The organism is Caballeronia sp. dw_276, from assembly GCF_018449635.1.
Lineage (GTDB): Bacteria > Pseudomonadota > Gammaproteobacteria > Burkholderiales > Burkholderiaceae > Caballeronia.
Map to the genome: position 1 here is coordinate 73607 of NZ_JAAVUV010000016.1, position 24717 is coordinate 98323.

23 protein-coding genes are annotated in these 24717 nt (G+C 59.4%); 15 read left to right on the forward strand and 8 right to left on the reverse strand.

Going from position 1 to position 24717, the window contains the following annotated elements; genetic code table 11:
* Positions 1-16: 16 nt before the first annotated feature.
* The 5 genes from HB633_RS27385 to HB633_RS27405 all read left to right on the forward strand — a co-directional run bounded on the left by HB633_RS27385 (position 17) and on the right by HB633_RS27405 (position 5322).
* Entirely contained in the window at positions 17-1528 is a 1512-nt protein-coding gene (locus HB633_RS27385; protein ID WP_213781302.1) for a sugar ABC transporter ATP-binding protein, read from the forward strand.
* A gap of 20 nt (positions 1529-1548) precedes the next feature.
* Complete coding sequence (alsC, locus tag HB633_RS27390) at positions 1549-2529, forward strand: D-allose ABC transporter permease (protein ID WP_213781303.1); 981 nt, start codon at positions 1549-1551, stop codon at positions 2527-2529.
* Between the two features lie 73 nt (positions 2530-2602).
* Complete coding sequence (locus HB633_RS27395) at positions 2603-3646, forward strand: hydroxyacid dehydrogenase (protein ID WP_346730376.1); 1044 nt, start codon at positions 2603-2605, stop codon at positions 3644-3646.
* Between the two features lie 3 nt (positions 3647-3649).
* The gene (locus tag HB633_RS27400; protein ID WP_213781304.1) at positions 3650-4612 is read left to right on the forward strand and encodes a hypothetical protein; all 963 of its coding nucleotides are present in this window, start codon (positions 3650-3652) and stop codon (positions 4610-4612) included.
* Between the two features lie 41 nt (positions 4613-4653).
* The gene (locus HB633_RS27405) at positions 4654-5322 is read left to right on the forward strand and encodes an HAD-IA family hydrolase (protein ID WP_213781305.1); all 669 of its coding nucleotides are present in this window, start codon (positions 4654-4656) and stop codon (positions 5320-5322) included.
* A 5-nt stretch (positions 5323-5327) separates the two neighbouring features.
* Here HB633_RS27405 and HB633_RS27410 read toward each other — a convergent pair whose 3' ends face one another.
* Both HB633_RS27410 and HB633_RS27415 read right to left on the reverse strand, forming a co-directional pair.
* Positions 5328-6635 (reverse strand): oligosaccharide flippase family protein, encoded by a 1308-nt coding sequence (locus tag HB633_RS27410; RefSeq protein ID WP_213781306.1) that lies wholly within the window; start codon positions 6633-6635, stop codon positions 5328-5330.
* A gap of 40 nt (positions 6636-6675) precedes the next feature.
* Positions 6676-7695, reverse strand: a complete 1020-nt coding sequence (locus tag HB633_RS27415; RefSeq protein ID WP_213781307.1) for a glycosyltransferase family A protein — start codon at positions 7693-7695, stop codon at positions 6676-6678.
* Positions 7696-8348: 653 nt separating this feature from the next.
* Between HB633_RS27415 and HB633_RS27420 the strand changes: the two genes are divergently transcribed.
* The 5 genes from HB633_RS27420 to HB633_RS27440 all read left to right on the forward strand — a co-directional run bounded on the left by HB633_RS27420 (position 8349) and on the right by HB633_RS27440 (position 14776).
* Complete coding sequence (locus tag HB633_RS27420) at positions 8349-9413, forward strand: sugar-transfer associated ATP-grasp domain-containing protein (protein ID WP_213781308.1); 1065 nt, start codon at positions 8349-8351, stop codon at positions 9411-9413.
* Positions 9414-9826: 413 nt separating this feature from the next.
* On the forward strand, positions 9827-11014 hold the full coding sequence (locus HB633_RS27425) for a hypothetical protein (protein WP_213781309.1): 1188 nt from the start codon (positions 9827-9829) through the stop codon (positions 11012-11014).
* 64 nt (positions 11015-11078) lie between these two features.
* Positions 11079-11999: a LysR substrate-binding domain-containing protein gene (locus tag HB633_RS27430; protein ID WP_213781310.1), complete on the forward strand. Its 921-nt coding sequence runs from the start codon at positions 11079-11081 to the stop codon at positions 11997-11999.
* A 171-nt stretch (positions 12000-12170) separates the two neighbouring features.
* Positions 12171-13484 (forward strand): MFS transporter, encoded by a 1314-nt coding sequence (locus HB633_RS27435; RefSeq protein WP_213781311.1) that lies wholly within the window; start codon positions 12171-12173, stop codon positions 13482-13484.
* 44 nt (positions 13485-13528) lie between these two features.
* Positions 13529-14776, forward strand: coding sequence for an amidohydrolase family protein (locus HB633_RS27440; RefSeq protein WP_213781312.1), 1248 nt, complete (start codon positions 13529-13531; stop codon positions 14774-14776).
* A 20-nt stretch (positions 14777-14796) separates the two neighbouring features.
* On the opposite strand, the gene HB633_RS27445 is transcribed toward HB633_RS27440, so the two are convergent.
* A complete protein-coding gene (locus tag HB633_RS27445) occupies positions 14797-15945 on the reverse strand; it encodes an NAD(P)/FAD-dependent oxidoreductase (RefSeq protein ID WP_218626871.1) in 1149 nt (382 codons plus the stop codon).
* A gap of 69 nt (positions 15946-16014) precedes the next feature.
* On the opposite strand from HB633_RS27445, the gene HB633_RS27450 reads away from it, so the two are divergent.
* Positions 16015-16458, forward strand: coding sequence for a MarR family transcriptional regulator (locus HB633_RS27450; RefSeq protein WP_218626872.1), 444 nt, complete (start codon positions 16015-16017; stop codon positions 16456-16458).
* Here the strand turns inward: HB633_RS27450 and HB633_RS27455 are convergent, their stop codons facing one another.
* Genes HB633_RS27455 through HB633_RS27465 form a run of 3 tightly spaced genes read right to left on the reverse strand, consistent with a single transcriptional unit; the run spans position 16459 to position 17760 of the window.
* The gene (locus HB633_RS27455; RefSeq protein WP_213781314.1) at positions 16459-16875 is read right to left on the reverse strand and encodes a DUF1801 domain-containing protein; all 417 of its coding nucleotides are present in this window, start codon (positions 16873-16875) and stop codon (positions 16459-16461) included. It lies immediately after the preceding gene.
* A 25-nt stretch (positions 16876-16900) separates the two neighbouring features.
* Positions 16901-17428 (reverse strand): SRPBCC family protein, encoded by a 528-nt coding sequence (locus HB633_RS27460; RefSeq protein WP_213781315.1) that lies wholly within the window; start codon positions 17426-17428, stop codon positions 16901-16903.
* A complete protein-coding gene (locus HB633_RS27465; protein ID WP_213781316.1) occupies positions 17425-17760 on the reverse strand; it encodes a metalloregulator ArsR/SmtB family transcription factor in 336 nt (111 codons plus the stop codon). The genes HB633_RS27460 and HB633_RS27465 overlap by 4 nt, the downstream gene beginning before the upstream one ends.
* A gap of 148 nt (positions 17761-17908) precedes the next feature.
* On the opposite strand from HB633_RS27465, the gene HB633_RS27470 reads away from it, so the two are divergent.
* From HB633_RS27470 to ilvD, 4 genes are all read left to right on the forward strand, one after another.
* On the forward strand, positions 17909-19162 hold the full coding sequence (locus HB633_RS27470) for a multidrug effflux MFS transporter (RefSeq protein WP_213781317.1): 1254 nt from the start codon (positions 17909-17911) through the stop codon (positions 19160-19162).
* A gap of 28 nt (positions 19163-19190) precedes the next feature.
* Entirely contained in the window at positions 19191-19892 is a 702-nt protein-coding gene (locus HB633_RS27475; protein WP_213781318.1) for a TetR/AcrR family transcriptional regulator, read from the forward strand.
* Positions 19893-20009: 117 nt separating this feature from the next.
* A complete protein-coding gene (locus tag HB633_RS27480) occupies positions 20010-20432 on the forward strand; it encodes a VOC family protein (protein ID WP_255581207.1) in 423 nt (140 codons plus the stop codon).
* A 146-nt stretch (positions 20433-20578) separates the two neighbouring features.
* Positions 20579-22441 carry a dihydroxy-acid dehydratase gene (ilvD, locus tag HB633_RS27485; RefSeq protein WP_213781319.1) on the forward strand — a complete coding sequence of 621 codons (1863 nt, stop codon included), beginning with the start codon at positions 20579-20581 and terminating at the stop codon, positions 22439-22441.
* A 68-nt stretch (positions 22442-22509) separates the two neighbouring features.
* On the opposite strand, the gene HB633_RS27490 is transcribed toward ilvD, so the two are convergent.
* The gene (locus tag HB633_RS27490) at positions 22510-23514 is read right to left on the reverse strand and encodes an aldo/keto reductase (RefSeq protein WP_213781320.1); all 1005 of its coding nucleotides are present in this window, start codon (positions 23512-23514) and stop codon (positions 22510-22512) included.
* 110 nt (positions 23515-23624) lie between these two features.
* Entirely contained in the window at positions 23625-24518 is an 894-nt protein-coding gene (locus tag HB633_RS27495) for a LysR family transcriptional regulator (protein ID WP_213781321.1), read from the reverse strand.
* Positions 24519-24717: the final 199 nt, after the last annotated feature.

The following is a 24717-nucleotide window of genomic DNA, read 5'->3' on the forward strand; positions in this document are numbered from 1 at the left end:
ACCAAGCGAGGATCAGATGAACGACGTACTGGTGGCCGTGCGCGGCATCACGAAGCTGTTTCCGGGCACGACCGCACTAAGCGATGTGAGCTTCGACGTTCGCGCAGGCGAAGTGCATGTGCTACTTGGCGAGAACGGCGCCGGGAAATCGACGCTGATGAAAATCCTGAGCGGCATTTACGAGCCTACTTCGGGCGCAATCATCGCGGGCGGTAACGAGTATTCGAAGCTCTCGCCCTCGTTGTCTGCTCAGCTCGGCATCTGCCTGATCTATCAGGAGCTGAGTGTTATCGACTATTTGAGCATTGAAGAGAACCTGTTCGTTGGGCGCATTCCGACCATCAGGCGCTTTGGTGTGCCCGTGGTCGATCGCCGGAAGATGAACGCAAAGGCGCGTGAGGTGCTCGCGCGTGTCGGTATCGCGCGCGATCCGCGAACACTGGTTGGCGACCTCGGCATCTCGGAGAAACAGCAAGTCGAAATTGCCAAGGCGCTCGCAAGCGAAGCGCGGCTGATCATCATGGACGAACCGACTTCGTCGTTGACGGATACCGAGGTTACGAAGCTGTTCAACGTGATCGGCGATCTGAAGCGTGAAGGTGTTGGTGTCGCTTATATCTCGCACAAGCTCAAGGAAATCCCCGTGATCGGCGACCGGGTCACGGTACTCAAGGACGGCAAATACGTGGGTACGTACGACGCCAAATCGACCTCCACGGATCGACTCGTCGCGCTGATGGTCGGCCGCGAGATCGTTCATGGCCGGCCGAAAGGCGAGGACGCGACGCACGGCGAGGTGGTGTTTTCCGTCGATCATCTTTCGTCACGCGATGGCTGGGTGCGCGATGTCTCGTTCAACCTGCATCGCGGCGAGATCTTCGGTTTTGCGGGTTTGATGGGTTCGGGCCGCAGCGAGCTGATGGAAACCATCTTCGGCGTGCGCCGCAAATCGGCCGGCCGCATGACGCTGAATGGACACGAGATCACGATCGATTCGCCATACCAGGCCGTGAAGCAAGGGCTTGCGTTCGTGACGGAAGACCGGCGCGCAACGGGCTTCTTCCATAACCTGAATATTGAAGAAAATATCTTCGTGGCGCCTGCTTTGCGCAGCACCAGACGTGCGTTGTCGCTGGGACTGATCGATCGCGCGCGTCAGCGTGAATTCGGACTGCGCTACAAGGAGCGGCTGCGAATCCGGTGCGCTTCATCGACGCAGAACATCACCGAGCTTTCGGGCGGCAATCAGCAGAAAGCGATCATTGCAAAGTGGCTCGCGGCGCAAAGCGACCTCTTTATCTTCGATGAACCCACGCGCGGCATCGACATAGGCGCGAAGGCGGAAATCTATTCGATCATGCGCGGCCTCGCGAACGAGGGGAAGGCGATCCTGATGGTTTCATCGGAATTGCCGGAGCTCATAGCCGTGTGTGATCGCATTGCGGTGTACAAGGACGGCACGGTCGCAAGCACGCTTTTCAACGCCGACGCCACGGAAGAATCGATCATGCAAGTCGCCACGTCATGAGCGACCACGAAGGAGGCAGGATGAATCAGTCGAACACATCAGGCGCGCCGTTGCCGGCAGCGCCACGGCGCGATTTCGCCACAATATGGCAGACGTATGGCACGTTCGGCATTCTTGTGCTGTTGTTGATCTTGTGCAGCATCGCGTCGCCGCAATACTTCCTCACGCGCGACAACCTCGTGCAGGTTCTGCTGCAAAGCTCCGTTATGGTCTTGCTGGCGTGCGGGGTGTTCTTCACCATCCTGATTGCCGGCATCGATTTGTCGATTGGTTCCGTGCTGGCGCTTTCCGGCATGGTGATGGCAAAGCTGATGATGGCCGGCATGCCCGTCTGGCTCGCAGTGCTGATTGGCGGAGTGGGCACGGGCGCCTTGCTTGGTGCGATTAACGGCGCGCTTGTCAATCTCACGCAGTTGCATCCGTTCATCATCACGCTGGGAACGGCGGCGATTTATCGCGGCGTGACGCTCATCGTTTCGGACTCGCGATCGGTCTTCGGCTTTGATCGATCATTTACCGACGTTGTTGCGGGTCGGATCTTCGGCGTGCCCGTGCCCATCATCATCGCGGTCGTGGTGGCCGGCTTCCTGCTGTTCCTGACCAAGTTCACGAAGCTCGGCCGCAATATCTACGCGCTCGGCGGCAACGCGCAGGCCGCGTTTTATTCGGGCATCAGCGTGAAGCTGCACACCATGGTCGTGTTCATTATTGCGGGGACGTGCGCGGGGATCGCGGGGATTGTCACGACGGCGCGCACGGCGGCCGCCGAGCCGAATGCCGGAGTCGGGTTCGAGACCTTCGCCATCGCATCGGCGATCATCGGCGGAACGAGCTTCTTTGGCGGACGCGGGCAGGTTACGGGCGTGGTCATTGGCGGACTGATCATCGGCGTGATCAATAACATCATGAACGTCGAGACCTATTATCAGCAGATCGTGATGGGCGCGCTGATCATCGCAGCGGTCACAGCGGACAAGCTGTTCACGCGAAAGTCGCGTTGATTCGATTTGCGAGGGACGCGTGCGAGCGTGGTACGTATCCCCGTTTCAGCAATTCCTCTCCTGGAGCATCCCCGTGTCCTCGATTCAAATCGCAGAGAAAATCCGTCTGTTCGTTGCGCCCTCGCCGCGTAGCGTCGAAGACATTTTCAGTCCCGCCGATCTGGAGCGCCTTCATGCGCTTGGCGACGTGTTCATTCACGAAGAAGGACCCGTCACCGACGAGATCTTCAACCAGCGTGCAGCCGATGCGCACATCATCGTCGGACAGTTCGACATGCCTGCCGAACGTCTGGCACGCGCCGCGAATCTACGCGCAATCGTGAATGTGGAAGGAAATTTCCTGCCGAACGTGGACTACGCGCAGTGCTTCAGGCAAGGCGTGCGTGTGCTGAACGTGAGTCCGGTGTTCGCGGAACCGGTAGCCGAAGCGGCACTTGGAATGGCGATTGATCTGGCTCGTGGAATCAGTCACGCGGACCGGCGCTTTCGCAATGGCACCGAGCAATATGGACTTGATGCCAACAGGGATGCGTTTTCTCTTTACGGTGCGTCTGTGGGATTTATCGGCATGGGCGACCTCGGGCGTGCGATCCTGCCGCTCATCACGCCGTTTCGTGGCGTTGTCAGGGCGTTCGATCCATGGCTGCCTCCAGCCTACATAGAGTCGCTCGGTTGCGAACCGGCGTCGCTGGAAACGGTCTTGCGCGAGTCGCAGATCGTGTTCGTGGTGGCAGGCGTGACATCGCAGAACCAGGGCTTTCTCACGCGCGATGAATTCGCATCGATGAAACCAGGCGCCGCGTTTGTGCTCGTGAGCCGTGCCGGCGTGGTGGACTTCGATGCAATGCTCGACGCAGCCGCGTCAGGCCATATCCGCGTGGCGACGGATGTGTTTCCCGAGGAGCCGCTGGCTGCAGGTCACCGGGCGCGTTCCATCGACAACCTGTTGCTCTCTCCGCATCAAGCCGGTGCACTGAGTGCTGTGTTGCGCGAAATCGGCCGCCGCGCGCTGGCGGATATCGAGTTGATTGCACGCGGTTTGCCTCCGGTGATGTGCAAGATCGCGCAGCCTGAAACGGTCGGCCTGATGCGCAGCAAGCCGGTGGCAAAGAGCTGACCGATGCTGAACCGCATATCGCACTTTGCAGGAATCGCCGACACACGCCGCGAATTGAAATGGACCGCGTACCGCGGGTGGAGTGCGTTATCGATGCGCGAGGGCACGGTCGAACTCATTGTCGTGCCGGCCATTGGCGGGAGGCTGATGAGCATCCGGCATGAAGGCATCGAACTGGCATACGTGAACGATGCCCTTGCCGGCCATGTCCCGGACTGGAGCGCAGAACAATGGCGTACGCTTTGCGGTGAGTGGGACTTCCCGTTGTGGGGCGGCGGCAAGACCTGGGTCGCGCCCGAATCCGACTGGCCCGAAGGCGCGCCGCAGCGCGACCTGGACAGCGGTCCCTACGAAGTTGCGAGCACGTGGTTCGACAGCCGGTCGATGGGCATCGAATTGCTCAGCTCCGTATGCAGACAAAGCGGCATGCAGATCAGGCGCCGTATTGTCTTGTCCGCACGCGACGGCTCCTGGACAACGTCGCACGAACTCATCAACTGCGCAGAGTCGGCGCGTCCATGCGCGATCTGGGATGTGCTGATGTTGCGGCGGCCGGGGCGGGTTGACGTAGCCATCGAAAATGCGCCGCGAGACTGGCGCGAATCAGTGATGCCGTTTGTCGCCAAAGGTCCGCTGGGCGATGTGCGCAATTCCGGTTTCGTGACGGGTTCGGACAAGCATGTGACGACGGTATGCACCGAAGCGGTCGAGTTCAAACTGGGCATCAATCATTCGCCGGGCGTCGTACACGTAGTGTTCGATCTGCCCGAAGGCAAGCACACGTTAAGCAGACGCTTCCCGGTATTTCCCGATGCAAGGTATGCTCATGGCTCGCCGCTTGAAGTCTTCAACGCGCCGAGACTGCCTTACTTCGAGATCGAGTCGCACGGGCCGCTGGTCGTTTTGCAACCGCGCGAATCGACCACGCTCAGTGTGCTCGAAGCAGTCACTGGCGACATTGAGTGACATCGTTAGCGCTTGTCCGCTGCACATCATTCATCTTCCTCATGCTGCTTACTCAAGTCGAATTCCGCACCTCCTGCCTTCTCTTCGACATGGATGGGACGTTGATCAACTCGCACGCGCCTGTGATTCGTGCCTACACGGATTGGGCGGCCCATCACGGACTCGACCCCGCCATGGTCTTGCGCGAATGCCAGGGGCGGCGCGTGATCGATACCGTTCGTGCTTTGGCGCCGCCGGGAACGGATATCGAAGCCGATACGGCGGCGCTCAAGCAGCGCGAACTTGACGATGTAGACGGCATTGTCGAAATACCGGGCGCGCGGGCCTTGCTGGAATCGCTTTCCGACGATCGCTGGGCTGTTGTGACTTCCGCTGAACGGCCCCTCGCGATACGGCGCATGCAGGCAGCCGGACTGCCGATTCCCCGCTTTTTGTTCACATCCGACGACATTGTGCGGGGCAAGCCTGCGCCGGATGGTTTCATTGCGGGCGCCAAAGCGTTGGGCGCAGAACCAGAGCAGGCCCTCGTGTTAGAGGATTCGGCAGCAGGGATCAAATCAGGATTAGCAGCATCATCACGAGTCATTGCGTTGACTTCCACGCTGGATGTGACGCAGATCGATGCGCTCGGACCCTCCGGTTATCTCCATGACTTTCTTGGCGTGAAAGTTGTCGAAGACGAGGGCCAGCTGTTGTTCCGGATTGCATGAACGGTTTACAAATCCTTGCCGCGTCCTGCATGCTGAAAGACGCCACGCGCCATTGCAGCCGCGCGCCCGACGCCCGGAATCAATCCAATCATGTCTGACCGAATCATCAGGCCGATCAGCATGATGGTAAGCGCCGCTTCGCCAATTACGCGCGCGACGGCCATGCCCATTGCGCCGTACAGAGGTGCTAGAAAAAGCGCCGCAGCGAGATTGGCGAGACCCGACGTGATCCCGGCTATCGCCAGCAGACGATCTTTCTGGCGCGGCACGAACACATAGAACGCAACGAACTCGTTGAAAGCGGCGAACGGGAACATCACGGCAAGACACTGCAGCACATGTGCGCTCGGGGTGAACGCCTTGCCGAGAATCAATGGCATCAGGAACGGCGACAGGCTCAACGCGGCCAGCAACGCAAGCACTCCGTAACCCATCAACAGGGTCGCGCCACGCCGGCTGCTTGCACGTGCGCCGTCCGTGTCGCCTTGCGCGAGTTGCCGTGAAATGGTCGGGATAAAAACCTGCGCAGCGGGACCCATCAGGCTCAGGCCGATGGTTGCGAAGCGTTCGGCCGCGCCGAAATATCCCACCTGGTCGGGTGTCGACAACAGCGTAAGCAAGTAAGTCGACGATGCAGTGAGCACCGCCGAACCTGTTGAATAAGCGAACAGCATGGTGGAACCGCGCATGAGCGCCATTACGCCGCTCATGCGGAACCGGGGCAAGCCCACATGCGCAAACGTCAGCCCGTACGAGATCACCGACGAAATTACGCCCGCTATCAGCAGGCTCGCGACCACCCAAACCGAGTCTTGCGGCCCTCTGACTATCGACAGAATCAGCACCAGGCTGATCGCAAAGCCGATGACTTCGATAATGATCGGCGTGCGAAAACGCTGACGTCCCTGAAACAACCAGCCCAGGTTCAACGCCGACACCAGGCCGAGCATGGTAGCCAAAAGCCCCATGAGGGGCCGTTCCGAGAGCGTGGGTGAGCACAATGTGGCGATGACGCCTACAGCCAGACCAACGGCGCCCGTAAAGATCCGCGCGCTGGAATGTAGCGAGAACACATCGTTATGGTGGCTGCGCTCGGGCGACTTCGCAACGTCGCGCATGCCGACGAAAGTGAACCCATAGCTTGCAAGCATCCAGATCACATTCATGAGCGACATGGCCGCAAGCACGCGTCCATATTCCGTCACGCCGAGCACACGCCCGTAGAATGGGATCACTATGATGAGGTAAAGGTACCTCATCACATACCCGCCGTACACGAACACTAGAATCTTGGCGTTTTCTTTTTTATCCATACTTCTTTGATCAAGCCCGCCAAGCGGCGTGTTTTCTGCCCTAGCTCGCCTGGCGCGCTGGAGCGCGACGGCGGCCTAGCGGATTGGCAATATAACGGACCGCGAAATCCGACAAGGGCGAATAAGGCACAAGGCACATGCTCGATAACACGAGCGTACCCACTTTCTTTTTAAGGCTCCAGAACGGGTTTGCAATGATCGAATGCAGATAGCTTCGCGACTCTCGCGTCATCCAGTGCCAGCGCGTCGCAAGTGGTGCCCGATAAACGCGCGAGCAAAAATGCGCTTTCTCGTGAGAGAAATCATGAAACGATACTGGCAAATCGACTTTCAAGCGCGAACGCGCAATGTCCTGCAAGGTCGCCCAACGCATGCTAAGCGCGCTTGAACCCTTGACCATGCTTTCCGCATTGGCAAACGACACACTCGGCGCACTCGTATGATGCACCCGATATCCACCGAGTGACTTGGGAATCGTTGCAACCGAACCCAGCAGCACGACGCCATAGATTGCGTAGAAATCGGCGCCATAGCGGTTGATGTTCGATTCAGGCACAGGAAAAATTTGCTTCAGCGCGCTGACGCGATACGCATTGCCCGATGCCGGTGGCGACGGGTACAACCAGCCGCGCCTGAGCAAGCTGCCGCAATCTGATGGCGGCTCCGAGTGCGGCACGTGAACGCCCATCATGCCGCCCGCAGAATCGATCACGTCAAGGCGAAACTGAACCTTTGCGTAGTCGCCGCTATTGAACACCTGCATCACGTCCGACACCGCGCTGGCATAGAGCACGTCGTCTGAATCCAGCAGGATCGCATAGTCCGTGTTGATGAGATCGACAGCGCGATTGTAGGCAGAGACCTGGCCGCCGTTTTCCTTGTAGACAGCCGAGATGCGTGATCCATAACTATCGATGAGTGCGCGCGAACCGTCGGTCGAACCGTCGTCGACGACCACGACACGCGTGGCTGGATAGTCCTGGGCAAGTGCCGACTCGATTGCTTGCGAAAGGAAGCGCTCATAGTTGTAGTTGCAGATGACGATCGTAACGGGTTCCATAATGCCTCAGTGCTGACTGGAGATTCCGTGCCGCAATCGAGGGAAACTGCAAAGCGTGTTCGAAACTCAGCCCGAACGATTTCAGTTTCCAGAAAGTCTCGAAAGTGCAGGGTGATTGAAGGGCGTGATTGGAAACAGGACCCGCGATGCCACCACCCAGTCCCTCAAGAGTCGCGGTCGGAGCGGCGCGCGGCGGCGCGCTCCCTCAAATGAGAAGCCGGCGCCGTCAAACCGTTAACTGGGAAAGAACATGATCGATGAACAGTCGGGCTTCATTGCCCGGTCTGCATGATAGCGTTTATGCTGCAGTGAAGCATAAACCGGTCAAATCGTATGACGCAGGGAGCGGCGCAAAGTCTGGAGCTAATGGCCGATTAAGCTGAGGAAATAGGAGAGGCTATGTGGTGTGCCTATCGTTACCTGTTTTCGCCATATGCTTGTAACGTAATTCTGATAGTTCGATATGATCAGCAATTCTTAACATTTATATTGCGCAAGCTTACGGTTCTATTATCGCTATTGACCAATACATGGTGTCCGTGACTTACTGTGCGACGGGCCAACGAAAGGCATCCATCTTGCTCGAAAGATCTCTGATCAAGCGATGCCCTTGGCCTCCTAAATAAACTCGTACAGAAAACGGAACATGCACGATGCGCGTTGATGTTGAAACATTGGTCAGAAAGTCCATCAAAAAAGCTGCCCGCCACAAGTTTGACAGAGACCACGAGTCGCAAGCCAGGACCATATTCAAGGCGCTTGAGAAGAGACACGGCAAGACCGATCCGGTCAACCTGAGGCTGGCCGAAACGTACGCGCAAGAAGTGCTCGGCAACAGTCGCTATGCACCCTGGCTGCGAGTCTATGCAGCGTTCACCGGCACCTTCAAGGAAGGCTGGATTCCCGATAATTATTACGGGAGCGTTGTCGTACCCAGAATGAAAGGTCCGTACGGAAAGATCTCGAGCCTCAAGCCCTTGTCCCGCATTATTTTCAGCAGCGACACTTTTCCGGATATCGCTTACTTCGTTAACGACCTTTTCTTTACCGCAGACCATATCGCAATTCCGCAAGCCGAAGTCGAGGAGTTCGTCTTCGGACGTGCCGAGAACATCGTCTTCAAGCTCGACAATTCTCTCCAAGGCAGGGGCGTTTTCTTTTTCAATCGGGAAAACTTCAACGTCGATGCAATAAAGGCACTGGGGAACGGTGTAATTCAGCGGTTCATTGTCCAGCACAAGATGTTCAATGACTTTGCGTCCAATGCCGTTGCGACGCTGCGGCTTACATCAGTTGTGGACGACGCAGGTGCGATTTCCATCCGGGCCTGCTTCTTACGCCTCGGCAGGACAACGGACACTCACATACAACCGGACAGCGAGATCTGTGTACCTGTTGATCTCGAGAGCGGCAAGCTGTACGCACAAGGATATCTGGCGAACTGGATGGCACTCGATGAGCATCCGGATTCCAAAATCAAGTTCCACGGCCTGAGCGTACCGGCCTTTTCAAAATGCGTCGGCACGGTGCTCGATCTTCACAAAAAAATTCCGTTCGCGCGATGTGTCGGCTGGGATCTGACCGTTGATGTTGGCGGTAACGTGCAGGTCATGGAATGGAACGCTGAACACAATGACGTCAAGTTCAGCGAGGCGACCCAAGGCCCTTGTTTTTCGGACCTGAAATGGGAGCGGCTGAGGCCTTCCCGAGAGGGTTGAGATTGCTGAACGAAATGGCGTAAGTTCGTAAAATAAAAGGAGAGACCGCTTTGCCCGAATCTTAGGGCAGCTGCAAATTGATCAGGATCACTACGCTATATTCTTGAAGGTAAAAGTCTGATCGGCGGGTTTCCCTCTTGGAATATATCCCGCTCGACGGGAATCGCACGCAACACTCAAACCTTGGCCCCACTAGCGCGTCGCCACGACATTCCCTCGCTAATCGCCCAGCCCATAAAAATCTGCAGCAAACGCTAAACATTCGAACGCATATGCCGTTAATGCGGATGAAAGTGCGCGCGGATTGCCGTTGCTTTCCTCATTGACCGTCTGCGAACCCTACTCGCACGCGGCACATCATTTCTTCATACAAAATAACTTCGTCCAATGCTCGGACGTCGGGGAAACTCGTCATGCTCAGTCGCCGTTCTTTTTTGACCCGTGTTTGCGCTGTCGGCGGCAGCTATGTGCTTTCCGCATGCGGAGGCGGTGGCGGCGGATCGGATGGCGCAGCCGGTTCGAAAGGCGTCAGTGTCGCGGCGTCGCCGGCCGGCGCCAGCGTGGTGACCGCCGATCCACCCGTGGCTGTTGCCCCTGCTGCTGCCAGCGGCGCCGCATCCGAGGTTGTGGCGCCCGGAGAGTCGAACGTTGCAACGGACTCTTCTATCGACTTTGCGTCGGGTATGTTTTACGGGATGAACGGGCACTACGATTACCTCTACACGCCGGCGCAAACGGTTGCGATACTTCAAGGGCTGGGATGCACGATGTATCGGTTGACGTGCTTCGACACACGTTCGCTTAACGCGCTTGTGAACATGGCCAAGGCTTTTGTTGGAACAGGCATCAACCTCTTTGTTTGTATCGATGAAAGCCTGACCGATGCATCCGGCGTCGTCTGGGGCAGCGAGGCCGCCGCCTACAACCAGGGTTTCCAGTCAGGCTCGACCATAGCCGCCGCACTCATGCCCTACGGCGTCACCATGTATGAATGCGGCAATGAACTCACACGCAGGTCGCAGACGGTGATTGACTCGTCGTCGGCAGGCAACAGGGTCACGGACTTCAACAACACGAACTGGCCCGTCATGCGAGGTGTCATGCGCGGCATGATCGATGGCGTGAAGTCGGTGCAGCCGGGCGCCAAATGCGGCATCAACTTTTGCGTCGCGGACATTGGCGCATCCGACGCGCTTTGGGACGGCACGCAACCCGACGGCTCCACGGGTCATGCGCAACTGCGCTGGGACCTGACGACCTGGCACAACTACGAGGTCTACGGGGATATCTTCAACATCGGGGTGAATGGCGGCGGCCCAAATTTCGACCTTCCCGCTTACTGCAAGAAACGCTACGGCGTGCCGTTCATGATCACCGAGTGGAATGCCAACCCTGAAGATAGTCAGGCGTTCCGTGCGTCGTATATCACCGAGCGGCTTACCCGTTTTTACGCCGCACGCAAAACGGACAATATCGAGTCGGTGATGTATTACTGCCTGGATAGCGGAAATACGTCATGGGGCGTTCTGATAGACGGCAAGATCATCGACCCGGAGTACAGCGCGTTGCGCAACTTTGTGTTGGCGAACCCAGACGCTTAAGCGTGGTGCTGTAAAGGGAAGCCGCCCGCTATCATGGCGGCAACGCCACTCGGTTTTCTCGCCCATGCGCATCGCTCCTTTACCTCCGCTCCAATACCTGATCGCGTTCGAAGCGGCCGTACGGCATGCCAGCTTCACCAAGGCCGCCGCCGAGCTGCATCTGACACAGAGCGCGATAAGCCGGCAGATTGCGCAACTTGAAGACTTTCTCGGCCGGTCGCTCTTCGTGCGCGAGCATCGCGCCTTGCGCCTGACCATCGCTGGCGACCGGTACGCAAAGCACGTGCAGTGGCTGCTCGCCAACTGTTCGGAAGCGACCCTCGACGTGATGAAGCGCTACGGCGATCAGGAATTGACGATCGCCTGTTCATCGGGCGTCGCGGTTCTATGGCTCACGCCGCGGCTCGGCGGGTTTCGCGCGGCGCATCCAAATGTGCGCATCAGGATGATCGTGCGCGACGGACTCGCGTCATTGTCGCCAGCCGAGTTCGATGTCGGCCTCTATTACATCCGCCAGCGCGCCGAACCGCATTTCACCGCGCGGCGTCTCTTCGACGAAGACGTCTACCCGGTGTGCTCGCCCAGCTACCTTGCCGGCCGTCTATTGCAACCCGCCGACCTCACGCACGAAACCTTGTTGATGCAGGAAGACGGCCAGCGGCAATGGATGTCGTGGCCGGAGTGGTTCCGTCTAAATCATGTGGCCATGCCGGCTGCGCCGCAATCGGTCGTGGTGAATCACTATCCGCAACTCGTGCAAATGGCGATTCTCGGCCAGGGCATCGTGCTCGGCTGGCGTCACATGATCGATGCCTGCCTTGCACAAGGACTGTTGGTGCGCGCAACGCATGCATCGGCGAGTCATGGCGGCGGTTACTACGTGCTCTCACCCAACGACCGCTCGCAGAATCAGGCCGCACGGGTCTTCACACGCTGGCTATTTGAACAGGCGGAAGAACAGAACGCATTGGCATCGCCTGTCTGAGTGCAAATGTTTTCGCATGCGCACCACGCATGCATGCATGCGAATCTTTCGTTTCGAAAACAAATCGGGTCTCTTCTACGATCGCTTGTGTACAGCGAAAGCGCCGCTCAATTCCGGGCCGGCGCATTTTGGACAGCGCCGGCCAACGGGCCGCCAGATGAGGAAGAGACCATGCAGGGAACGCTTTCATCCGACGTCGCGATATCCGTCGACACGCTTACGCCGCAAAGGCAGCGGCGCCGGGCAATCATCGCCACCGTGCTGGGCAACGGGCTCGAGTGGTTCGACTTCACTGTCTACAGCTTCTTCGCGGTGATCATCGCCAAGCTGTTCTTTCCGACCGGGAGCGAACTGACCTCGCTGCTCCTGGCGGTCGCCACGTTCGGCGTGGGCTTTTTCATGCGGCCGGTCGGCGGCATGGTGATCGGTGTGTACGCTGATAAAGTCGGCCGCAAGGCCGCGCTCTCGCTGACCATCCTGCTGATGGCGGCCGGCACTGCGCTGATTGGCCTTGCACCCACGTACGATCAGATCGGCTTGTGGGCGCCGGCACTGATTGTGGTTGCGCGTCTGTTGCAAGGCTTTTCAGCCGGCGGCGAGATGGGTAGCGCCACGGCTTTTCTGACCGAGTACGCGCCCCCTGAGAAGCGGACGTTCTATTCCAGCTGGATTCAGTCGAGCATCGGATTCGCGGTGCTTCTGGGCGCGGCAGTCGGCACGTTTGTCACGGCGAACCTGAGCGCCGACGCACTGCATTCGTGGGGCTGGAGATTGCCGTTTCTCATCGGCATTCTGATCGGGCCAGTGGGGTACTTCATTCGCAGCAAGATGGATGAGACGCCCGCGTTCAGCGCAGTCGCCGTGGAAGAGAAGCCCGATTCGCCGCTCGCGGAAGTGTTTCGCACTTATCCGCGCGAGACCTTCGCCAGCTTTTCGATGGTCGTGCTCTGGACCGTATGCACTTACGTGCTGCTGTTCTATATGCCGACGTACTCGGTGCGCACGTTGCATCTGCCGCAATCGACCGGTTTTCTCGCGGGCATGTTCGGCGGCCTGATGATCATGTGTTTGTCGCCAGTCGTCGGCGCGCTTGCCGACCGTTTTGGCCGCCGGCGTTTTCTGTCGGGTGCCGCCGCGCTGATCCTCGTTCTCGCATGGCCGATGTTCGCGTACATCAACCGCGCGCCGGGCCTCGCTTCGCTGATGGTATTTCAGGGCGTATTCGGTGTGCTGATCGCCACCTACACCGGCCCGATTCTCGCCGCCTTCGCCGAGCTGTTTCCGACCAAGGTGCTGTCGACAGGATTGTCCGTGGCATACAACTTCGCCGTGACCATCTTCGGCGGTTTTGCGCCGTTCTTCATTACCTGGCTGATTGCATCGACCGGCAGCAATATGGCGCCGGCCATCTACGTGATGATCGCGGCCGCAATCAGCCTGACCGGCACACGGTTCGTACGCGATCCACAGCGACCCCTTCGTTGACACGGTCAAGCAAGCCGATCCTTCTTCAAGTCAGGACAAAATCAATGAGCATTACAGTAATCAGTGGCGGGAACGTACTCGATCTGGCGCGAGGCATGTTGCTCGAACATCATCACGTGGTGATCGAGAATGGCCATATTGTCGAAGTAACCGATCGTCCGGTCGATCTGCCTAACGCTCGCACTATCGATGCACGCGGCAAGACGGTCATGCCGGGGCTGATCGACTGTCACGTGCACGTACTTGCGTCACGCGCAAATCTCGGCGCCAACGCGGCGCAGCCGAACATACTCACCGCTATCCGCGCGCTGCCAATCCTCAAGGCGATGCTGGCGCGAGGCTTCACCAGCGTGCGCGACGCAGGCGGCGCCGATTGGGGCCTGACGCAAGCGCTCGAAGGCGGGTTGATTCCGGGGCCGCGAATTTTTCCATCGGGAAAAGCGCTCTCGCAAACGGGTGGTCACGGTGACTTCCGTGCGCGCGGCGATACGCTGGAGCCGTGTTCCTGTTGCTTTCGAGCCGGGGCGATTGCACGGGTTGTGGACGGCGTGGATGCCGTGCGACTGGCCGTGCGCGAAGAGATTCAGAAGGGCGCGACACAGATCAAGATCATGGCTTCCGGCGGCGTGGCGTCCCCGACCGATCCGATCGGCAACACGCAGTATTCCGAGGATGAGATTCGAGCCATTGTCGCGGAGGCGCATGCAGCAAACACGTATGTGATGGCGCACGCGTACACGGGTCGCGCGATATCGCGGGCCGTCCGCTGCGGCGTGCGCACCATCGAGCACGGCAACCTGGTCGATGCAGCCGCCGCCGCGCTGATGCACGAGCATGGCGCGTTTGTCGTACCTACGCTGGTCACTTACGACGCGCTTGCCTTACATGGCGCGGACTATGGTCTAGGCGCGGATTCGATCGCGAAGATCGAAACCGTGCGGCGCGCGGGGCGCGACTCGCTCGCCATCTACGCGAACGCCGGGGTCCCCATGGGCTTCGGTTCGGACCTGCTCGGCGAAATGCACACGTTCCAAAGCGATGAATTGCGCATTCGCGCCGACGTTCTCGGCAATCTGGAAGCGTTGCGCTCGGCGACGACGATTGCGGCGGACATTGTCGAGTTGACGGACAGGCTCGGCGTGATCAAGGCGGGCGCGATAGCCGACGTGCTGGTCGTGGACGGCAACCCGCTCGCGGATATCGGCGTGCTGACCGGACAGGGCGAACGGATCGACTACGTTTTCCAGCGAGGCGAGATTGTCAGCGAGCGGGGCAGGGTCGTGGCGCGTTGATTTGCGGCTACTGCTGCATCTCAAGTTGAGGCGGCATGCGCTCGATGCATTTCAACGGTCAGCGCCTGACCGACGTGCGAGAGTAGAGTTGCCGCGGCTTCGGCCGCGCCGTCTGCCGAGTCGATGACTCGCGCAAACATCATCGTTTCAAACTCGTTCACCGCATCAGTCCAGTCCTGACGCTCGGTGAGCAGACGCGCAAGTTCGGCCGCGTCGAACATTGCGTTGTTCACGCCGTCGCCACCGAAAGGCGACATCACATGTGCGGCGTCTCCCAGCAATGTGAGTCCGCGACGGTTGGTCCAGCAATGGCCGACCGGAAGTGCGTGAATCGGGCGGGCGGCGAAGTGTTCGTTGCTTGCATCGAATAAATCGATGAACGTCTTTGCGAAGCCGTCGAATTCACGTTTCAACGATTCGCGCATCGAAGCGGGCGAGTTCAAGTCGAAGCGCTTGCTGATCCAGTCGGCGGGAACGCGGAAAATCGCATAACCCCGGACATGGGCATTGCCGTTACGTTGCGCGATGATTGCCTTGCCGTCACCTTCCACGCCCATCTTGCCGCGACCAATCAGCTTTGATATTGCCGGGTGCGAACGGTCGACATCGTCAATGCCAAATTCGATAAACGTGAGTCCGCTGTATTGCGGTTTGTAGGGGGAGAGCAGCGGCCTGATTCGCGACCACGTTCCGTCGGCGCCGACTACAAGATCGAACGGCCCTTCAGTGCCATGGTTGAGGCTTAGCGCCCAAGTGCCGTCGTTCTGAGCGAGTACTTCGCGCAGCGTGCAGCCCCAGCGCACCGCGCCATCCGGCAAAGCCGCCAGAAGCATCGCACGCAGCGCCGTACGATCCACCTCCGGGCGGTCGCCGCTTTCGGGGGCGTCTTCGAACAGGAGGCGGCCGTCCTTGCTGAGCACACGGCTGCCTTGATCGTCGTAACGAGCGATAGCTTCGAACTCGGGAATCAATACGGCTTGTTCGAGCGCCAGAAGCCCTGAGCCTTCGTGCAAATCGAGGGTGCCGCCTTGGGGCCGTTCAAGCTGGTTCGAGTCACGCTCGAAGACCGTGCATTCGAGGCCGTTGAGATGGAGCAGACGTGCGAGTGTCAGGCCGCCGGGGCCGCCGCCCACAATGGCAATGCGCAAATTGGTAGTCACCGGCCACATCGATAGGTAAAATAGGTGCCTATATATAAACATAGTCACCTATTTAATGTCAACGCGATTGGAGTCGGCTTGGGCAATCCTTTGAAACTCATTGGCCGTGCCACTCGCGCATTTGGGCGGGTGGTTGATGGTCCTCTGCGCGAACTCGGGTTTGCTATGAGTCAGGTACCGGTGCTGGTAACGCTGAAGAAGGCGGGTGCGCTGTCTCAGGCTGAACTGGCGCGACTCCTCGAAGTCGAGCAGTCCAGCATGGCGCAGTTGCTCAACCGCATGGAACGCGATGGACTGGTCGAACGCATTGCCGACCCGAATGATCGGCGCAGCCGATTGATCTCTCTAACGCACACCGCAATCCAGCAATTGCCGCGGGGCAAATCCGTCATGGATGCCGCAAGCCGTCAGGCGTTGACGGGCTTCAGTAAAGAAGAAAAAGAACAACTGGAGATGCTGCTGCTGAGAGTGAATGCGAATCTCGACGCTGCGGCGCAGGAAGGCGATAGTCGGGAAAACTGATCAAAGCTTCGCTTTCTTCTTGTCCTTCACGCCCGTTACATTGAGAGCGATAGCTTCACTAATAAGCGCCTTGAATGCAGCCGAATCGATTTCCTCACCCTCATGGATATCGATTGCGCGCCTTGTGTTTCCGTCGAGGCTTGAGTTGAAGAGCTTCGACGGATCCTTGAGCGAAGCGCCTTTCGCAAACGTCAGTTTCACCACCGACTTATACGACTCGCCCGTGCAAATGATTCCGTCGTGAGCCCAGACGGGCGTACCCATCCACTTCCATTGCTCGACGACCTCCGGGTCCGCGTCCTTGATCAGAGTGCGCACCCTGCTTAAAGTTTGGCCACGCCAGTCGCCGAGATCGGCGATTCTTTTATCGATGAGTTCAGGCGCCAGCGCGTCGTCCACCGGACTCGACTTTGTCATGTTTTCCCCCTGAAACGTTCAGCCTTCAAATACCAAATAGCTTCTCGTACTCGGTCTTCAGGCGCGGCCAATCAAAGTTCATTGCTTCACCGCCTACGATTCGCCCTAGCGGATCGCCGGCCACGAACCGCTCGAGCACATCGAGGCAGATATGCCAGCCGGCCGCGCCCATCGATATGAAATTGCGGTCGATGTTGTGCCAAAGCGTGAGACGCGTGCCGTCGCCAAGCGGCTCGAGTTGCCATCGAAGGTCGTTTTCGCCCCAGCGATATTCCAGCAAAGTGGGCGGTTCGGCACGCGTCACTCTCGTCTCCGAGATGATCGGCGTCGGCATGCCGACCGTCGAAAGTCTGACCGGACCAACAGACGCAAGGCTTCGGTCGGCATCGAAGGGCGCCCACTCGCGCAGGCTGGCCGGGTCGGTCAACGCGGTCCACACTTTCTCGGGCGCGTGGCGTAACTCTCGCGTGAGAACGAGCGTCCACTTCTCGCCATCCTTCTGGATTTCAGCGCCAGCAGCCGGTCCCGGCATGTATTTGTCGCGATTGCTCATCGTTTTGTCTCCTTGTTGGGTGGCGCAGGATCAATCTGGTCGAGATGGCGTTCGAGCGCATCGACGTGGCCCGACCAGAACCGGCGGAACGGCTCGAGCCACGCGTCTATTTCGGCGAGCGGTTCCGGCCTGATCCGGTACACGCGCCGCTGTGCGTCGACCCGCGCCTCGACGAAACCGGCCTCCCGCAAAACCTTTAGATGCTTCGAGACCGAGGGCTGCGAGAGGCTTAACTTCTCCTCGATATCCCCAACGGTCTGCTCGGACAATGCCAGCAGACTCAGAATGGCGCGGCGGCTCGGCTCCGCGATAACAGCAAATGTCGATTCCATAATGCTTATATACCTGATAAGGAATATACGTGTCAAGCGCGCGCGGCGCGGGCGGTCAGACCATGCACTCGCAATGGGCATCGTGTCGATTTTCGCGACGACAGGCACAATACGCGGCGATGCTGCCGCAGCCCTCTTCGATGCCTTCATGACCCACACGATCCCCAATCCCTCCGTTCTGCCCGCGCCCATACAGAATTCGCCGCGTTTTTTGCTGTTCTTGATCTGCCTGTTCGCATCGGCAGGGCAACTTGCAATCGACATCTACGTGCCCGCGCTGCCGGCTATGGCGCAGTTCTTCGCAACATCGCCACAGGCGATCCAGTCGAGCGTGTCAGGCTACATGGTGGCCTACGCGTTGGGACAACTGGTCTTTGGACCCGTCGCCGATGCCTACGGCCGCAAGCCTGTCCTGGCGTTTGGCCTGGTGATTTTCACCATCGGCTGCCTGCTGTCGCTCGCGGCGCCAAACCTGGAAACCTTCCTTCTCGCCCGATGCCTGCAGGGCTTCGGCATCGCCACGACCAATCTCCTCGCGAAGGCGATCATCACTGATTCGTTCTCGGGCCAGGCGCTGTTGCACGCGTTCACCTATATGTCGATAGCGTGGGGACTCGCGCCGATCGTGGCGCCCGTGATCGGCGCGCATCTGCAGACCTGGTTCGGCTGGAAGTCCTGCCTCGTCTTCCTGCTCGTCTATTCGCTCGTGATGTGGGCGTTGTGGTGGCGGTATCGTGAAACCTTGCGGCGGCCGGTGCGTCTGGAACCGCGCACGCTGATAAGCAACGCGGGCAAGGTGCTCGCAAGCCCGGTGTTCCAAAGCTGTTTTCTTGCGCAAGGCCTCTGCTACAGCATCTTGCTCGTGTTCAACATCGTCGGGCCGTTCATGGTGCAGAACACGCTGCTTAAACCGCCGACGTATTTCGGCTATCTGGCGCTTGGTATCGGCATGATGTATTTCCTCGGCGGCCTGTCGAACCGCATTCACGGCCCGCGTCTGCCAAGTGCAGAACAGCGGTTGCAGCTCGGCGCGCGCGTGATGGCGGGAACATCGGTTGTGATGCTCCTGCTTGCGTTGACCGTCGGGCTGCGCGTGTGGACGCTGGCAACGCCCGTGCTCGTGATGGGGTTCTGCGCAGGCGCCATGTACCCCACGTTAATGGCCAAGGGCAATTCGCTGTTTCCGCATATCGCTGGGCTCACGAGCGCGATCCTTGGTTGCGCACTGCTGCTGGTTTCATCGGCGACGATGGGTCTGGTCGGCTTTCTTTCGGTGCAGATCCTGGCGCCGCTCGCGGTGTTCTTCGTGATCCTCGCGTTCGGCGTTGTCGCGATGGTGACCAAGCTGCTGCGGCACCTGGCGCAGGTTCCGCCTGTTGCGGCATCGGCAGTCCGGCCATAACTCTTCCTGTAGAGCCAGTTCATACGCAATGCCTCGACAGCCCACTCCGTCGCCGCTCAAACCGCGCAGGGCGCCCAGCCAGCCGCGCTCGGCGCGCATGGTCGAGACCCTGCTCGAAGCCGCCGCGCAGGTGCTCGAAACGAAAGGGCTCGAAGGGTTCAATACGAACGCGGTCGCCGAGCGCGCGGGCGTCAGTATTGGATCGCTGTATCAGTATTTCCCGAGCAAGGATGCGCTGACCGTCGGGTTGATGGAGCGCGAGAACGAACGCTTCTATAGGGAGGCGCTCGCGGCTCTCGATCACGCGAGCGGGCCGGCCGCGCTCGATCATCTGATTCGCGTGGCGGTGTGGCAGCAGTTCGCGCGGCCCACGCTCGCACGTTTGCTCGACGTGGAAGAGAGCCGGCCGCAGTTGCGCAGCGCGCTGCCGAATACCGGATCCATGCGCACCTTGCTGCTGGAAATCCTTGCTCGGGAGGATTCGCCGCCGCAAGCAGACACAGAGGTCGCCGCACGCGACGTATTCGCGATGATCCGCGGTCTCGTGGATGCCGCCGGCGAGCGCGGCGAGACGGATACGGCCGGACTTACTCGCCGCGTCACGGCGGCCGTGCAGGGCTATCTGACGATGATGTGGGAGGGCACGCCGTCCCAAAAGGCGTTGGAATCCGCTGAAAAACGCGAGCAACCTGCGCGCAAAATCCTGCCGCGCGGCCTGAAACGCCCGTAGCACAGGCCTCCGCGATTCCCGAACCCCACGCCGCGACGCGAGTATAAAACGCGAGCTTTTACTCGTAACATTTCCGTACGGAACGCGAAAGCGCGCTCCGCAACAACGGAGATCGACATGAGCACAATCACTACCCAAGCCATCAACACCACCGCAATGAAGCTCAATCACGCGAGCTTCCCGTCGACCAATGTCAGCGCCACGGCAACCTTCTTCGAAACGCATTTGGGCTGTACGGTCGCCGGACGCGGGGCGAGCTGGATTCTGAAACGCCCGGGGTTCGACATCGTGATCGAGGATGCCGGCGACCATCCCGTCGAATGGCCGCATAACTTCCACATTGGTTTTGAACTGGCGACGCTCGACGACGTCCGCGCGCTTCATGACCGCATGATCGCGGCCGGCGTCGTAATGAAATCCGGTGTCTTCAAGCACGAACGCGGCTCGCGCTTTTTCTGCGAAGTGCCGGGCGGGGTGTTGGTCGAAATCAATACGCGTTCGGACGCTGACGAAAAGTATCGAGCTAGTTTCGGCCTCTAGGACGAATTGATACTTTTTACGACTTAGTTGGACCGAAAAAAGATATTGGACGTCTTACCGGTGGTCTCGCAAAATTCTGGTTCCTCGCGGCCGATCGTCCGGCCCGGGCGTAATACAGATTCGATAACCACAATACAGAGGTACAGATGCCCCACTATCGATCACGCACATCGACTCATGGCCGCAACATGGCCGGCGCACGCGCCTTGTGGCGCGCCACCGGCATGAAGGACGGCGATTTCGGCAAGCCCATCATTGCGGTCGTGAACTCGTTCACGCAGTTCGTGCCGGGCCATGTGCATCTGCGCGATCTCGGCGCGCTGGTCGCGAAGGAAATCGAAGCGGCCGGCGGCGTCGCGAAGGAATTCAACACCATCGCGGTAGACGACGGCATCGCCATGGGTCACGGCGGCATGCTGTACTCGCTGCCGTCGCGCGAACTGATCGCCGACTCCGTGGAATACATGGTCAATGCGCATTGCGCGGACGCCATGGTCTGCATCTCCAATTGCGACAAGATCACCCCAGGCATGCTGATGGCCGCCATGCGCCTGAACATCCCGGTTGTGTTCGTCTCGGGCGGTCCGATGGAAGCCGGCAAGGTCAAGTCGCCGACGGACGGTCAGGTGATCGCCAAGATCGACTTGATCGACGCAATGATCAAGGCCGCAGACTCCAGCGTGAGCGACGCCGAAGTGGCGGAGATCGAGCGCAACGCGTGCCCGACGTGCGGTTCGTGCTCCGGCATGTTCACCGCGAACTCCATGAACTGCCTGACCGAAGCAATCGGCCTCGCGTTGCCGGGCAACGGCACGATCGTCGCCACGCACGCATGGCGCAAGGGTTTGTTCGAGCAGGCCGGGCGTCTGGTGGTGGACCTGTGCCGCCGTTATTACCAGGAAGAAGACGCGTCGGTCTTGCCGCGCAGCATCGCCACCAAGCAGGCCTTCCAGAACGCCATGGCGCTCGACGTCGCCATGGGCGGTTCGACCAACACGGTGCTGCATCTGTTGGCGGCGGCGCAGGAAGCGGGCGTCGATTTCACAATGTCCGATATCGACCGCATCTCGCGCAACGTGCCGTGCCTGTGCAAGGCGGCGCCCGCAACGGACAAATACCATATTGAAGACGTGCATCGCGCGGGCGGCATTCTCGGGATTCTGGGCGAGCTGGCGCGTGCGGACCTGCTCGACCTGTCTTGCGGCAACGTGCATAGCGGCACGCTGGGCGATGCAATCGCGAAGTGGGACGTCGCGGGGGACGCAGGCGAAGAAGCGCAGAAGTTCTTCCGCGCGGCGCCGGGCGGCATTCCGACAACCGTCGCATTCAGCCAGGAAGCGACTTTCGCTTCACTCGATACCGACCGCAAGACCGGCTGTATTCGCCGCAAGCAGGACGCGTACTCGAAGGACGGCGGCCTCGCCGTGCTGTACGGCAATCTTGCGGAGAAGGGTTGTATCGTCAAGACGGCGGGTGTCGATGAATCGCAGTGGCTGTTTTCCGGCCGCGCGCGCGTGTTCGAGAGCCAGGATGACGCCGTCGAAGCCATTCTGGGCGACAAGGTGGTGGCGGGCGATGTCGTGGTGATCCGTTACGAAGGGCCGAAGGGGGGCCCGGGCATGCAGGAAATGCTCTACCCCACGTCGTATCTGAAATCGAAGGGTCTCGGCAAAAGCTGCGCGCTTTTCACCGATGGCCGTTTCTCCGGCGGTTCGTCGGGGCTCGTGATCGGGCATGCATCGCCGGAAGCGGCCGAAGGCGGCACGATCGGGCTGGTGGAAGAGGGCGATGTGATCGAGATCGATATCCCGAATCGCAAGATGCACCTGGCGGTATCGGACGCGGAACTGGCGCGCCGTCGCGACGCCATGGAAGCGCGTGGCGACAAGGCGTGGATGCCGGTGAATCGCGAGCGGGTGGTGTCGCTGGCGTTGCAGGCGTATGCGGCGTTGGCTACATCCGCTGATCGCGGCGCCGTGCGCGATATTTCGCAACTGAAGCGCAAGTAAGGTTTGCCCGGGCTCCGGCGCGCTAAGCAGCCGGAGCCCGGAGCCCGGAGCCAACAACCGAGGGCGGCTCAAGCCACGCGCCGCCCTTCGACCGGATAACCCGGATCGGTGTACCCGGGCGTCGACGTGTGTCCAGGCTGCACAAGGCTGTCCACGAACGCCTCATCCTGGGCATCGAGTTTCAGCGTGAGCGCATCCATGTAACTATCCCAGTGCGCTTCGGTGCGCGGTCCCGCGATCGTCGAACTGACGAGCTTGTTGTTGAGCACCCAGGCGAGTGCGAAAGCGATCGGGTTTGTTCCACGCGCAGCCGCATGAGAGGCGAGCTTTTGTGCAACCTCAAGCGACTCGGGTCGGAATTCCGTCTGGTGGATACGTTTGTCGCCGCGGCCTGCACGCGAATCGTCCGGCGGCGCGGTATCGGCTTGGTACTTGCCGGTCAGCACGCCGCGCGCGAGCGGGCTGTATGGGACGACGCCAATGCCGTAACGCGCCGCCGCAGGAAATTGCTCGACCTCCGCCGTGCGATCCACCATGTTGTAGAGCGGCTCGCTTGCAACCGGCCGATCAATCCCGAGTTGGTCCGCGAGACGAACAATCTCGGCGATCCGCCAGCCCTTGAAATTCGACACACCGAAATACCTGATCTTGCCCTGTCGGATCAGATCGCCGATAGCGCGCACACTTTCTTCCAACGGGGCATCGATCAACGCGCGATGAAAATACAGGATGTCGATGTAGTCGGTGCCAAGACGTTTCAGGCTCGCATCGACAGACTGGATGATCCACTTGCGCGACTGGCCTTGTTCGTTGGGACCTTGCGATGTCGGGTAGCCGAACTTGGTCACTACAACCCAGCTATCCCGCTTGCCGGCCAGTGCGCGCCCGACGATTTCTTCGGAGCGGCCGGCATGGTAGACGTCGGCTGTATCGATGAAATTGATTCCCTGATCGAACGCTTTGCTGATGATGCGCTTCGACGCTGTTTCGTCCGTCTCGCCGCCGAACATCATTGCTCCAAGGCATAGCGGTGAAACTTTGAGGGCACTTCGCCCCAAATAACGATAGTCCATGAATCTCTCCGAATGAGTGGCCCATTCCAGATAATAGAGAGAGACCGTTTATCGATAAACGCCAATAAATGGCATGCCCTCATGAACAGGTTTCATAAATGCGTTGCTGTTCATCCGCTATACCGCAATGCATCGATAATCACTTTCAACGCACGCGACGACTGTCGGCGGCTTGCGTAATAAGCGTGCAAGCCGGGGAACGTGGGACTCCAATCTTCCAGCACCCATTGAAGACGGCCGGCCGCGACGTGTGGTTGCACGATATCGGCAGGAAGGTAGGCAAGGCCATAACCGGCCAGGGCTGCATCGAGCATTTGATACGTTCCGTTGAACGCCAGTTGACCTTCAACACGAACCTGAACTTCCCGGGCTCCTTTTTTAAGCTCCCACGCGTAGAACGCGCCATATGTCGGCAAACGCAGGTTGATGCAGTCGTGGGCGGTCAGGTCCTGCGGTTTTTTAGGCGGATTGTGGTTCTTGAGGTACGCCGGAGAACCCGCGATTCCCATGCGCATGTCCGGCGCAATGCGCACCGCGATCATGTCTTTCGCGACCTGATCGCCTTGACGGATGCCAATATCGTATCGATCCGCGACGATATCGGAGAGACCATAGTCGGTAATGATCTCGACCTTGATATCCGGGTACTTCTTGAGGACCTTCGATAGCTTCGGCCAGAGCACCGTGCGTGTCGTGTGATCGGTTGCCGTGATCCGGATGGTTCCTGCCGGCTTGTCCCTCAGTTCCGTGACCGCTTTCAATTCGGTCTCGATCTCGTCGAACCTGGGCGCGACCGTCTTGAGAAGCCGTTCTCCTGCTTCGGTTGGCGAAACGCTGCGTGTGGTCCGGGTAAGCAGCCGAACGCCGAGCCTCGTTTCCAGCGCTCTAATTGTGTGACTGAGCGCCGACTGCGATACGCCTATTTGCGCCGCCGCCTGGGTGAAACTCTGCATGCGGGCAACGGTGATGAAGGCGAGCAAGTCGCTGAAATTTTCGCGTGGCATTGATGAATCCGGCTCATGGGTGTTTGCGGATTCTATCGTCTAGTCGTGGTCGCTGACGCTTGTTGAATCTGCAAGCCACGACTTGCCTTGTGCGTAATCACATGAAGATGCTTACCGTTCCCGCCGCGCTGCTCGGCTTGACCCTCGCGGCATGCGCACCGACGGAGCGCTGCTCGAAGCGCGCGTTGACGCGTGAGAA

Excerpts from the sequence above, each read along its gene's own strand:
- HB633_RS27480 (WP_255581207.1), top strand. The coding sequence starts at position 20,010 with ATGAGCACAATCACTACCCAAGCCATCAACACCACCGCAATGAAGCTC.
- HB633_RS27405 (WP_213781305.1), top strand. The coding sequence starts at position 4,654 with ATGCTGCTTACTCAAGTCGAATTCCGCACCTCCTGCCTTCTCTTCGAC.
- HB633_RS27445 (WP_218626871.1), bottom strand. The coding sequence starts at position 15,945 with ATGTGGCCGGTGACTACCAATTTGCGCATTGCCATTGTGGGCGGCGGC.
- HB633_RS27435 (WP_213781311.1), top strand. The coding sequence starts at position 12,171 with ATGCAGGGAACGCTTTCATCCGACGTCGCGATATCCGTCGACACGCTT.
- HB633_RS27455 (WP_213781314.1), bottom strand. The coding sequence starts at position 16,875 with ATGACAAAGTCGAGTCCGGTGGACGACGCGCTGGCGCCTGAACTCATC.
- alsC (WP_213781303.1), top strand. The coding sequence starts at position 1,549 with ATGAATCAGTCGAACACATCAGGCGCGCCGTTGCCGGCAGCGCCACGG.
- HB633_RS27415 (WP_213781307.1), bottom strand. The coding sequence starts at position 7,695 with ATGGAACCCGTTACGATCGTCATCTGCAACTACAACTATGAGCGCTTC.
- HB633_RS27475 (WP_213781318.1), top strand. The coding sequence starts at position 19,191 with ATGCCTCGACAGCCCACTCCGTCGCCGCTCAAACCGCGCAGGGCGCCC.
- HB633_RS27430 (WP_213781310.1), top strand. The coding sequence starts at position 11,079 with ATGCGCATCGCTCCTTTACCTCCGCTCCAATACCTGATCGCGTTCGAA.
- HB633_RS27495 (WP_213781321.1), bottom strand. The coding sequence starts at position 24,518 with ATGCCACGCGAAAATTTCAGCGACTTGCTCGCCTTCATCACCGTTGCC.
- HB633_RS27440 (WP_213781312.1), top strand. The coding sequence starts at position 13,529 with ATGAGCATTACAGTAATCAGTGGCGGGAACGTACTCGATCTGGCGCGA.
- HB633_RS27420 (WP_213781308.1), top strand. The coding sequence starts at position 8,349 with ATGCGCGTTGATGTTGAAACATTGGTCAGAAAGTCCATCAAAAAAGCT.
- HB633_RS27470 (WP_213781317.1), top strand. The coding sequence starts at position 17,909 with ATGACCCACACGATCCCCAATCCCTCCGTTCTGCCCGCGCCCATACAG.
- HB633_RS27385 (WP_213781302.1), top strand. The coding sequence starts at position 17 with ATGAACGACGTACTGGTGGCCGTGCGCGGCATCACGAAGCTGTTTCCG.
- HB633_RS27425 (WP_213781309.1), top strand. The coding sequence starts at position 9,827 with ATGCTCAGTCGCCGTTCTTTTTTGACCCGTGTTTGCGCTGTCGGCGGC.
- HB633_RS27410 (WP_213781306.1), bottom strand. The coding sequence starts at position 6,635 with ATGGATAAAAAAGAAAACGCCAAGATTCTAGTGTTCGTGTACGGCGGG.
- HB633_RS27400 (WP_213781304.1), top strand. The coding sequence starts at position 3,650 with ATGCTGAACCGCATATCGCACTTTGCAGGAATCGCCGACACACGCCGC.
- HB633_RS27465 (WP_213781316.1), bottom strand. The coding sequence starts at position 17,760 with ATGGAATCGACATTTGCTGTTATCGCGGAGCCGAGCCGCCGCGCCATT.
- ilvD (WP_213781319.1), top strand. The coding sequence starts at position 20,579 with ATGCCCCACTATCGATCACGCACATCGACTCATGGCCGCAACATGGCC.
- HB633_RS27490 (WP_213781320.1), bottom strand. The coding sequence starts at position 23,514 with ATGGACTATCGTTATTTGGGGCGAAGTGCCCTCAAAGTTTCACCGCTA.
- HB633_RS27460 (WP_213781315.1), bottom strand. The coding sequence starts at position 17,428 with ATGAGCAATCGCGACAAATACATGCCGGGACCGGCTGCTGGCGCTGAA.